Genomic DNA, 12171 nt, shown 5'->3' on the forward strand with positions numbered 1-12171 from the left:
GATGAGATCATGAAAATTAAACTTAAAAAAACATACCTATATTTTTGTTTAGCGGCTACCACAGCGCTGGGCAGTTGTACAAAAGATTTCTTAGATAAAAACCCAACCGATAAAATACCGGAGTCTACCTTTTGGAAAACTCAGGCTGATGCAGACCTCGCGCTATCGGGTGTGTATGAATTCCTATGTCGCGGGTATAACTCTACATCTTCTTCCAACGCGAGAGGGGGATGGGGCGGAGCCAGCATGTTTTGGGACGGGCTTTCCGATGACGCATTTATATCAAGTACGTCCAATAATTTTAATACAATTTCTAGAGGCGGATTGACCTCAACAACAGGCGGTATGCAAGCTGAAGGCTACGAAATCTCCTATCAAGCAATCGCGGCTTGTAATAAACTGATTGCGAATATTGACCGAATTACCAGCATGAGCCAACAGGATAGGGATCGGTATAAAGCTGAGACGCGTTTCATTCGTGCACATTATTATTTCTTGCTGACTAATCTCTATGGTGATGTACCCTTGATACTTGAGCCCTTGGGGATGGATGATGCCAGTGCTAGACTGGGAAGGACCGAAAAAGGCAAAGTTGTAGAAGCTATTTTGGCAGACCTTGATTATGCCATTGAAAAATTGCCAAATACGGCCTATAAAGGCCACGCTGTTAGGGGGGCTGCCCTCGGTTATAAAGCAAAGGTATTATTGACAAATAAGAAATGGGCTGAAGCCGCCACAGCGGCTAAGATGGTGATCGATGAAAACAAATTCTCGATCTATCAAGGTGGATACCGGGATTTATTTAGAAAACCCGGTCAAAATGGTAATCCCGAAATCATGTTTTCAGCGCGCTTTTTACCACCTAATATGTACAGTCCTGCGGATATGATGTATTCTTATTTAATGACGGTACAGCCTTTGGGTTATCTCGTAGATTCATACCACTGTATTGATGGTAAAGATATCAGTACTTCTGCCAAATATGATGCAAAAAATCCGTATGAAAATCGTGATCCGCGATTGAAGGCATCTATTATCTACAGTGGCGTATGGCGTGGTACGACAGCTTCCTCCGCATTTGATCCTGTAGCAGCGGATGTTAAGGGTGGCTTCTTACCTAGAAAATATATCAATGAAGCCAAATGGCCCACCAGCTACGCTACGCAAAGTGACCAGGATTGGGTATTTCTTCGTTATGCCGATGTGCTGTTGATGTATGCTGAGGCAAAAAATGAAAGCGTTGGACCTGAGCAAACAGCAGTAGACGCGTTGAATCAAGTGCGTTCGCGCGCAGATGTTAAAATGCCTTTGTTGGAATTTAGTTCTTCATTGACTAAGGAAGAATTTCGAAATATTATCCGCCACGAGCGACGTGTTGAACTTGCGCTCGAGGGGCAACGATATTTTGATCTGAAGCGATGGGGAGTCATCAAACAAGTCATGGATAACACCAAAGATCCCGATGGTGCGATGCGCTTATTTGCCGCTAGAGATACCCTTTGGCCAGTTCCGCAATCTGAGGTAGATATTGCTAAAAGTTTGGGAAATGATAAATTTAAGCAAACAATAGGATTCTAAAATATAACCAAGATAGGTATGAAGACTAAACTCAACATGTATAAAATAGTATTGCTGATACTCTTGGTCTCAGGAATGGCAAGTAGCACATCGATGGCGCAAGAAAATAAACTGCCGGATAGTCTACGGATGAAATGGTGGGAGGAAGCCCGATTTGGCATGTTTATCCATTGGGGGGTATATGCACAATTCGGAGGAGTCTATCGTGGTCATGAGCAAGCTCGAGGGGGAGCAGAGTGGATTATGAACCGTTCAAAAATCCCTGTTGACGAATACCAGGCAATGGCAGCTCAATTTAATCCGAAACAATATAATCCAGATGAATGGGTGCGTATGGCGAAGGATGCCGGTATGAAATACCTCATTATCACAGCTAAACATCATGATGGTTTTGCGTTATTCGAAACAAAAACCAGCAAATGGAATATGGTTGATGCGACTCCCTATGGTAAAGATCTATTAAAACCCTTAGCTGCAGCTTGTAAAAAGTATGGAATTAAATTAGGATTCTATTACTCGCAGGCACAAGACTGGAATAATCCAGGGGGTTCAGCCGCTCGAAAACTCATGCGGGAAGGTTGGCCAAATCCGGATTCAGCCAAGATCGATGCCTATACCTTAGCGCATAAAGGCCATTGGGACCCTAAGCAAGAAACGGCAAGCTTTGATGAATATATCAAAAATGTGTCTGTACCACAGGTGAAAGAACTTTTGAGTAATTATGGTGATATTGCTGTCCTGTGGTGGGATACACCAACAAATATGACTGATGAAGCTGCAAGTATGCTCCAGGAACAACTGCGCCTGCAACCCAATATTATTACCAATGATCGTTTGAAAAGACCAAATTTTCCTGGAGATACCAAGACGCCAGAGCAGAAGATTCCAGATTGGAGCGAATTGGAAGGAAAGCACTGGGAAACTTGTATGACGATGAATGGAACCTGGGGATATCGTACCTCCGACCATAAATGGAAGTCGGCAGAAACACTGATCCGTAATTTGGTTGATATCGCTTCCAAAGGCGGGAATTATTTGCTGAATGTTGGCCCGAAACCCGATGGTACCTTCCCACAGGAAAGCATAGAGAGATTGGCGACGATAGGGAAATGGATGAAAACAAACGGCGAGGCTATCTATGCGACCAAAAGCAGTCCTTTGCAGCCCTTTGAGTGGGGCAGATGCACAATGAAGGAACAGGGCGATAAGACCCTGCTTTACCTGACCCTATTTGACTGGCCTCAAGATGGAACGGTGGTTCTGCCAATAAAGAATAAGGTTTTAAAAGCCAGTTTTTTGGCGAATGGTAAAACACTTCAAGTGAAATCGCAGCCTGATGCGATCAAGATTGAAGTTTCCAAACAGGCAATTGATCCGGTGGCAACGGTGATCAAAATTGAGTTGGCTGGAAAACTAGAAAAAGATAAGACAGCCGCAGCAAAGAAAATGAAAACCGGAGCCTTGGATGAATAAGCTGAAGCCAATGATTAAGAAAAGAGAAGCACATTAATGATAACAGAAAATAAATTTTATAAAATACTTACACTGCTATTGGGATTTGGCGCTTTACAGCTCCAGGCTCAGGAATCAAGACGCATTGATCAGGAATGGGACTTTCTAAGGAGTGATCTTGGGGGGATTTGGGAGGCTGTCCGGCCCGTAGGAGCAGGCAATCCAGAATCCGTTCCACTATGGCAAACCGTAAGTTTACCCCATTGCTATAACGCGTTGGATGCCGTTGATCCCGATGTCAATTATTATCAGGGACCCAGTTGGTATCGGAAGAGATTAACCATTGAAAATCCGTATCCAAATGGTCGTACATTGCTCCATTTTGAAGGTGCAGGACAAAAGTCTGCGGTTTATATCCATACGCAAAAAGTAGGGGAACATGTTGGCGGATATGATGAGTGGACAGTAGATATTACTGAGGCGGTCGAACAGTTTAAAAAAACAGAAGCCTATAAAACACAGTTTAAAGGGACGATACCTGTTTCAATTCGGGTAGATAACTCACGTGACCTCGAAATGATTCCCTCGGATCTTTCCGATTTTAATCTTTACGGAGGTATCTATCGTCACCTGAATTTGAAATATGTACCACAGACGGCCTTAGAAAAGGTCTTTGTTAGTCCTACGGTGGATGTGGACGGAAGGCAAGGTCTATTGCAAATCCGTGGTCGCCTATTGACACAATCCAACAGCTCAAATTTTAACGTCGAAACGCAGCTTTACGACCCTTCGGGTAAATTGCTTGAGCGTCAGACTCCAGTTCTTCGTTCTGCAGAAGGCTTACTCGACCTTGGGAAATTAACAGTTAAAAAACCAGCATTGTGGAGTCCGGATCATCCCGCTTTGTACCGTTTGGTAACCATCGTCAAAAGCAATGGGCAGACGTTTAAAGAAGAGACACGGTTTGGTTTCCGTCATGTAGAATTTAAAGAAAATGGTCCCTTTTTGCTAAATGGAAAAAGATTGCTGCTCCGTGGGACTCACCGTCATGAAGATCATGCTGCCGTAGGAGCAGCGATGACGGATGCACAGATTCTACAGGAAATGACGATGATGAAAGAGATGGGGGTCAACTTTATTCGATTGGGACATTACCAGCAAAGCCGCAGGCTGCTCGAAGCATGTGACAGCCTCGGTATTTTAGTCTGGGAGGAAATCCCTTGGTGCCGAGGTGGTTTGGGCGGTGAAATCTATCAGCAACAGGGAAAACGTATGCTGACAAATATGATCGAGCAACACTATAATCACCCTTCTATCATTATCTGGGGGCTGGGTAATGAAAATGACTGGCCTGGCGATTTTCCCGAATTCGACAAAGAGAAAATTAGGACATTTATGCGTGAACTGCATGAACTTTCCCACCAATTGGATCCCAGTCGGAAAACAGCCATACGGCGTTGTGATTTTTGTAAAGATATTGTCGATGTGTATTCACCTTCTATCTGGGCCGGTTGGTACCGTGGCGTATATACAGATTATAAAACGGCCTCGACAGAAGAAATGAAAAAGGTCAAACATTTTCTCCATGTGGAGTGGGGTGGAGATAGTCATGCTCGTCGACATGCCGAGGATCCGGATCGGGCATTAGCCAAAATAGAAGGTGATGGTACCACCGATGAACGGGCTGGTGATGCATCGCTCGTTGGCGGTGCAGCAAGAGTTTCCAAGGATGGTGACTGGAGTGAGAGCTATATCTGTAACTTGATCGATTGGCACCTCAAGGAACAGGAAACCATGCCATGGCTTACCGGTACCGCTTATTGGCCCTTTAAAGATTTTTCTACACCTGTTCGGCCTGATAATCCGGTTCCCTACGTCAACCAGAAAGGTGTCGTCGAACGCGATTTTACGAAGAAAGAATCCTATTACGTATTTCAATCGTACTGGACTTCAAAACCTATGTTGCATATCTATGGACATACCTGGCCTGTTCGATGGGGACAGGCAGATGAAGCAAAGATGGTTAAAGTATATTCTAACGCGAAGGAAGTCGAGCTATTTGTCAATGGTGAAAGCCAAGGGGTCAAGAAAAGAAATAGCCAGGATTTCCCTGCCGCCGGGCTACGATGGATGGTGAAGTTTCGTGAAGGGAAAAATCAGCTCAAAGCAGTTGCGAAAAATGGCAAGGAACTATTGACAGATGAAATCGAACAAGTGTATCAGACTCAACCCTGGGGACAACCTACAAAATTACAGGTTGAAGAAATTGCACGGGAAGGCGATATCATAACGGTGCAGGCCAAAGTGCTCGATAAAAACGGCATCCTTTGTCTGGATGCTAAAAACTGGATTTATTTTGATGCAACGGGAGATGGTGAACTGATTGTTGATCAAGGCACATCAATCGGCTCCAAAAAAGTGCAGGCATACAATGGAAGCGCCTTCATACGATTGCGTCTATCCGAAGGGAAGGCCGTTGTCTCAGGACGCTTGGACGAATCAAAAAGTACATTGTTGACAATTGAAAAATAGTGCGATGATAAAATTGAACAGTAATTTGAGCATTTTACTATTGCTCGGAATAATGGGAACTGTGAATTACGGTTTTGCACAGCATAAACAGAAGAAGCTGGAACTTTGGTACGATAAACCTGCTGCTTATTGGGAAGAAGCATTACCATTGGGCAATGGTACGACTGGAGCGATGGTCTTTGGCGGGGTGACGAAAGATCGTTTTCAATTGAATGATAATACCTTATGGTCGGGTGAGCCCGAGGCCGGAAACAACCCAAATGGTCCACAGATTTTACCATCAGTACGCGAAGCCGTTTTAGCGGGCAAATATGAAGAAGCTGCTGCCCTCTGGAAGAAAATGCAAGGTCCTTATTCGGCACGTTATTTACCTATGGGCGATCTATGGTTAGATTTTCACCAAGACCAGAAAGCGGTGAAAGCTTACCGAAGAGATTTGGATTTGGAACGGGCAGTAAGTACGGTAAGTTATACTTATCAAGGTGTGCAATATCAACGGGAAAGTTTCGTCAGTTATCCGGACAAAGCTTTGGTTATTCGCCTGAAAGCAGATCGGGCAAAATCGATAACATTCGATCTATCCATGTCGAGTAAGCTTAAAAGTACTGTTTCTGCAATCGGTAGTGATATGTTAAGTCTCGTGGGGAAAGCACCGAGTTTTGTTGCAAATAGGGATTATGAGCCTAAACAGGTGGTTTACGATAGTATTGAGGGAAAGGGGATGACTTTCGAAATGCGTGTTAAGGTACAGGCAAAAGGAGGAAAAGTACAACAGGAAAAAGATAAGCTTCGTATTACGGGAGCCGACGAGGTATTATTATTGCTGACAGAAGCAACCAGCTTTAATGGTTTCGACAAATCGCCGAGCCAAGCTGGAAAAGATGTAAAAACAGTGGTTAATGGTTTAATGCAACAGGTTGCTGCTAAAAGTTTCGCAACACTGCTTGCTGATCATCAGAAGGATTATAGATCGCTATTTAACAGGGTGGACTTTGAACTGGCAGGAATTTCAACACATGCAAGTTTACCGACAGACCAGCGCATTATGCAATTTTCCAAAGGTCCTACAGATCTGGATTTACTGACTTTGTATTATCATTTTGGACGTTACCTGCTGATTGCAAGTTCGAGACAAGGTGGAAGACCCGCCAATTTACAGGGGATCTGGAATGATCATGTACAGCCACCTTGGGGAAGTAATTACACCACCAATATCAATACTGAGATGAATTATTGGTTGGCGGAAAATACCAACCTGTCCGAATGTCATCAGCCATTATTTGATTTTATGGAGGAATTGGCCGTTAATGGAGCTAAAACTGCTGCCGTAAATTACAACATAAAGGAGGGCTGGGTGGTTCACCATAATTCAGATCTATGGGCCAAAACTTCTCCCCCTGGAGGATATGAATGGGATCCGAAGGGAATGCCGAGATGGTCTGCATGGCCAATGGCTGCAGCTTGGTTCAGCACACATCTATGGGAGCATTATCGCTTTACCGGAGATAAATCTTTTCTCCAAAACAAAGCCTATCCACTGATGAAAGGGGCAGCACAGTTTATGTTACACTGGTTAATTGCTGATCCTGAAAATAAATACCTAATCACAAATCCTTCTACATCACCTGAGAATACGATAAAAATAGCAGGAAAGGAATATCAATTGACCATGGCCTCCACGATGGATATGGCCATTATCCGGGAGCTATTTACGGCGGTAATTCGTTCTTGCGATGTGCTACAGGTTGATCCTGAATTTAAATCGACATTGGAACAGGCCAGAGCAAAGCTATATCCTTATCAGGTGGGGCAGTATGGTCAACTGCAGGAATGGTATAAAGATTGGGATGATCCCAAAGATCAACATCGGCATATTTCACACCTTTTTGGACTTTACCCAGGTAACCAGATCAGCATTACGGAAAATAGTGAGCTGGCGGCAGCAGCAAAAAAGTCCTTGCTATTGCGTGGGGACGTGAGTACAGGTTGGTCAATGGCATGGAAAACAAATTGGTGGGCAAGATTGCAGGATGGAAATCACGCTTATAAAATTCTTAAGGACGCATTGAATTTTATTGATCCTAAACTGGACCGCGCTCAAATGAGTGGTGGTGGCGCTTATCCAAACTTATTTGATGCACATCCTCCGTTTCAGATCGATGGAAATTTCGGTGCTACAGCGGGAATGACCGAAATGCTTTTGCAAAGTCATGATGGCGCAGTTCATTTATTGCCCGCATTACCCGATGAATGGTCCGCGGGACATATCAAGGGAATTAAAGCAAGAGGAAACTTTACGGTAGATATAGATTGGAAGGGTAATAAATTGCAAGAGGCGCGTATCGTTTCCAATATAGGTGGTGTATGCAAGCTGCGAACCGCTATTCCCGTGACAGTCATTGGATTGGATGGAAATAAAGCTGTAAGAACAGAAAATGAATTGTTATACAAGCCAAGCGCTTTGGATTATCACGTTCTTGATCGCGAAAAACTACTTCCCTTGCCATCCAAAGAGATCTTTGAAGTTGAATTTCAGACCGTTCGCGGCAAGGAGTACCGCATTATCCCAAAATAGCTTATAAAAATCTAAGGAAATGAATTTGAAATCAATCTTCAGACGCGCTGGCACATTTATTGGGATCGTGCTACTCCCCTTATTAGTAGGGGCGAATCAACCCAATGCATATTTTAGCAGAGAGATTACGGCCGTTTTGCGTCCTATTATAAAGAGGCAGTCAAAATGGGCCATGAAGCAGAAGCCTATAACCGTCACGGCTTATCCTGCTGTTCGAAGCAGCGGGGGGATTCATGATTTTTATTCGGAGGGTGACTATTGGTGGCCCGATCCAAAGGATGCCCATGCACCTTATATTCAACGGGACGGCATGAGTAATCCTGCCAATTTTGTTGCCCATCGAAAAGCCATGATCCGCTTTAGCAGAATCATAGGCGCTTTAGCCTCTGCTTATCGTTTGCAGCCGGATAAAAAATACGTGCAACAGGCGCTGCTGCATTTAAATGCCTGGTTTGTTGATTCGGCGACCATGATGAGTCCAAATTTGCTGTATGCTCAAGCTGTACAAGGACGATTTACAGGGCGTGGTATCGGAATTATTGATACTATTCATTTAATGGAAGTAGCGCAGGGGATCAAAGTGCTCGAAAATGATCCCAACTTTCCACCGTCGGCCCGGGAAGCCATACATCGTTGGTTTGCTACTTACTTACGCTGGTTGACGCAGCACCAATACGGTAAAGATGAAATGAATGCGGCAAATAATCATGGCACCTGTTGGGTGATGCAGGTGGCCTCCTTTGCCAGCTTAGTAAAGGATACGGCTTTGCTCAAGATGTGCAGCCAACGCTATCAACAAATTTTATTGCCTAATCAGATGGAAAAAGACGGTAGTTTTCCACGGGAACTTCAACGCACGAAGCCGTTTGGATATTCCCTTTTTAACCTAGATGCAATGGTCATGATTTGTCATATCCTATCAACAGCAGATGAATCGCTATGGCAATATACGCTGTCCGATGGGCGTACAATAAAAAAAGGAATCGATTTCATGGTCCCTTATATCGAAGATAAAGCCAAATGGCCTTACCAAAAAGATGTAATGTACTGGGATCAGTGGCCTATTGCTCAACCAGCTCTTGTCTTTGCTGCAAATGCTTATAAAGACAGTAGCTATTTGCGCCTTTGGGCTGAGCTCGATCACAATCCCAAGACGGAAGAGGTCATTCGTAACTTGCCTATCCGAAATCCTTTAATCTGGTTATAATCACCGCGTAACAATGCTATTCCAACGATAGATCTGACCAATTAACCTTTTACTTAAATAAACCTGAATGTAATATGATTTTCAATATAAATAAGCTGCGATCAAAATACGTAGATGTTTCGAATCGTTTTAGCCGCGGAAAACGGTTTATCATTTGGATATTGTGCATAACATATATCCTTTGTGGGGCTGAGGAAATGAAAGCGCAGAGCAACAGTCAATTGAAAAAAGCTTGGGCTCTTGCTGAGCGGCAATCGCAATTGCTCTATAAGGAACTACAGTTGCTAAAAAAAGCGGATTCTACACTGGCTTCTCCACGTACACTTTCCGAAAACAACGAGTTGGTAGCGGTAAAGCGTGGCGATTGGACAAGTGGATTTTACCCCGGGGTTTTATGGTATTTATATGAAAAATCCGGCAAACATACATGGAAAGAGCTGGCGGGCGAATTGACCAAATCAATAGAAGCCGAACAATATAATGGAAAGACCCACGATATGGGCTTTAAGATTTTTTGTAGCGTTGGTAACGGATATCGCCTTACTGCCAATACCCATTATCGGGATGTGATTATCCAATCCGCTAAGACCTTGGCAACACGGTTTAATCCAAAGGTCGGATGTATCCGCTCCTGGGATCACAATAGCCATCGTTGGGATTTTCCGGTCATTATTGATAATATGCTCAATTTGGAATTGCTTTTTGAAGCAACAAAACTGACCGGGGATTCTACGTATTACCATATTGCTGTTAGCCATGCAAACACAACCATGAAAAACCATTTTAGGCCGGATTACAGTACCTATCATGTTATTGACTATAATCCCGTCAGCGGCGAAATACAGCACAGAAATACACATCAGGGCTTTAGTGACGAGTCTACCTGGGCCCGGGGGGAAGCATGGGCTCTGTATGGTTATACCATGTGCTATCGCGAAACAGGTGATCCGAAATATCTGCAGCAAGCAGAACAAATCGCACATTGGCTTTTTGCCCATCCGCGAATGCCCAAGGATTTAATCCCTTATTGGGATTTTGATGCACCTCATATTCCCAACGAACCGCGGGACGTTTCAGCCGCAACAGTGATCGCATCCGGACTATTGGAATTGAGTACATTCAGTAAACAGGGAAAGGAGCATTGGAGCAGGGCACGCACGATATTATCAAATCTAATTGATGGATATATGTCCCCTCCAAATAAAAACAAGGGATTTATATTACTGCACAGTACGGGATCAAAACCCTCCAATTCAGAGGTCGATAAGCCCTTAAGTTATGCCGATTACTATTTTTTAGAAGCCTTGCTCCGGGAGGAGAACCTGCGCTCCGGTAAGGTACAATCGAGCTTGGTACGGAAAGACCCTGAAGGAAAACTAATCTATTTTCCCGACAATAAGGGGAATATCATCCCTGATTTTAGCCGGGTTGGCTATCATCAGGGAAATCGGCCACTTCCTACTATTGCTAACACTATTTCGTTGCGTCCTACACAAGATGGAACTGATCAACAGATGATCCAGCGCGCCATCGATGAAATTTCCGAAAAACCGCTGGATAAGAATGGGTATAGGGGGGCAATAATGCTAAAAAAAGGCACGTATAATATCCCGGGAAGTTTACTGATCAGATCGAGTGGTATCGTTCTAAGAGGAGAAGGTGATCGGAAAGGTAAGACCTTATTGCGTGCGACCGGAAGGCAGCAGCGTAGCTTGCTGAAAATTTCTGGCGAAGGGAATTATGTCGAAGATAAGGCTAAAGAACAGATCGTTAAAGCAATATATATACCGGTTGGAACTCAGTATGTCATTGTGGACGATAGTCGTGTCTTTCAGAAAGATGAACCAGTTCTCCTTTCTTATGAACTCAATGAGGCTTGGATTAGTGCCATTAAAATGAATCAGATTATAGCACGGGAAGGAACAAAACAATGGACAACCAAAGAATACAAACTAAAATTTGAACGTGTTATCTCCGCCATCAGCGGAGATACATTGTTTTTAGACAATCCTGTTGTTATGGCCATAGATCCACAGTTTGGTAAAGTGTCTGTCGTACCATATAGTTTTACAGGGCGTATTCGGGAAGTTGGGGTTGAAAACCTACGTTTTGAATCCGAATATGCCAACGAAACAGACGAAAATCATGGATGGATAGCGGTTGAACTTGATAAAGTCGAAAATGCATGGGTGCGAAACATCACCACATGCTATTTTGGTTACGCGGCGGTGAGCTTGGAATCCTTAGCGAAACAAATAACAGTGATCAACTCGAAATGTTTGGATCCGAAATCTCAGGTAACAGGGGGACGCAGATATTCATTCAATAACAATGGACAACTCAATTTATTTAGACAATTATATACCAGAGCGGGGAGACATGATTATGTCACCGGTGCAAGAACTTTGGGACCAAATGTCTTTAGTTCCTCTATTGCCGATAATACACATGCGGATATTGGACCACATCACCGCTGGGCGGTAGGCACCCTGTATGATCAGATGACGACCGATGGCGAGATTAATGTCCAGGATCGGGGTAACTGGGGGAGCGGACATGGCTGGGCCGGAGTCACACAGGTATTGTGGAATTGCAAAGTTAAGAGCGCAGCCATACAGCAACCTTGGGCTTCCGGACAAAATTTTGCCATAGGGGTAGTGGGTGAAAAAAATCAAGGTCGTTTTAAAGACAGAACTGCTGGTTTTTGGGAAAATAAAAATAAAAAATTGCTCTTAGAGTCACTTTATGAGCAACAATTGAACGATAGATTAAATAAATAACTATTGGTGTTTATAGAATGGAATGATTACTTTTATCGTATCCATTT

The 12171-nt window shown here is 43.7% G+C and carries 6 protein-coding genes; all 6 read left to right on the forward strand.

Annotated features, from left to right (window positions below; genetic code table 11):
- Positions 1-9 precede the first annotated feature (9 nt).
- The 6 genes from ABDW32_RS01030 (at position 10) to ABDW32_RS01055 (ending at position 12124) form a co-directional block, all read left to right on the forward strand.
- Positions 10-1578: a RagB/SusD family nutrient uptake outer membrane protein gene (locus ABDW32_RS01030; RefSeq protein ID WP_343558678.1), complete on the forward strand. Its 1569-nt coding sequence runs from the start codon at positions 10-12 to the stop codon at positions 1576-1578.
- A gap of 18 nt (positions 1579-1596) precedes the next feature.
- Positions 1597-3051, forward strand: coding sequence for an alpha-L-fucosidase (locus tag ABDW32_RS01035; protein ID WP_343558679.1), 1455 nt, complete (start codon positions 1597-1599; stop codon positions 3049-3051).
- 36 nt (positions 3052-3087) lie between these two features.
- The gene (locus tag ABDW32_RS01040) at positions 3088-5562 is read left to right on the forward strand and encodes a glycoside hydrolase family 2 TIM barrel-domain containing protein (RefSeq protein ID WP_343558680.1); all 2475 of its coding nucleotides are present in this window, start codon (positions 3088-3090) and stop codon (positions 5560-5562) included.
- A gap of 4 nt (positions 5563-5566) precedes the next feature.
- On the forward strand, positions 5567-8137 hold the full coding sequence (locus tag ABDW32_RS01045; RefSeq protein WP_343558681.1) for a glycoside hydrolase family 95 protein: 2571 nt from the start codon (positions 5567-5569) through the stop codon (positions 8135-8137).
- Between the two features lie 19 nt (positions 8138-8156).
- On the forward strand, positions 8157-9344 hold the full coding sequence (locus tag ABDW32_RS01050) for an alginate lyase family protein (RefSeq protein WP_343558682.1): 1188 nt from the start codon (positions 8157-8159) through the stop codon (positions 9342-9344).
- A gap of 74 nt (positions 9345-9418) precedes the next feature.
- Positions 9419-12124, forward strand: a complete 2706-nt coding sequence (locus ABDW32_RS01055; RefSeq protein WP_343558683.1) for a glycoside hydrolase family 88 protein — start codon at positions 9419-9421, stop codon at positions 12122-12124.
- Positions 12125-12171: the final 47 nt, after the last annotated feature.

Origin of the sequence: Sphingobacterium sp. (assembly GCF_039596235.1) — a bacterium.
Classification (GTDB): domain Bacteria; phylum Bacteroidota; class Bacteroidia; order Sphingobacteriales; family Sphingobacteriaceae; genus Sphingobacterium.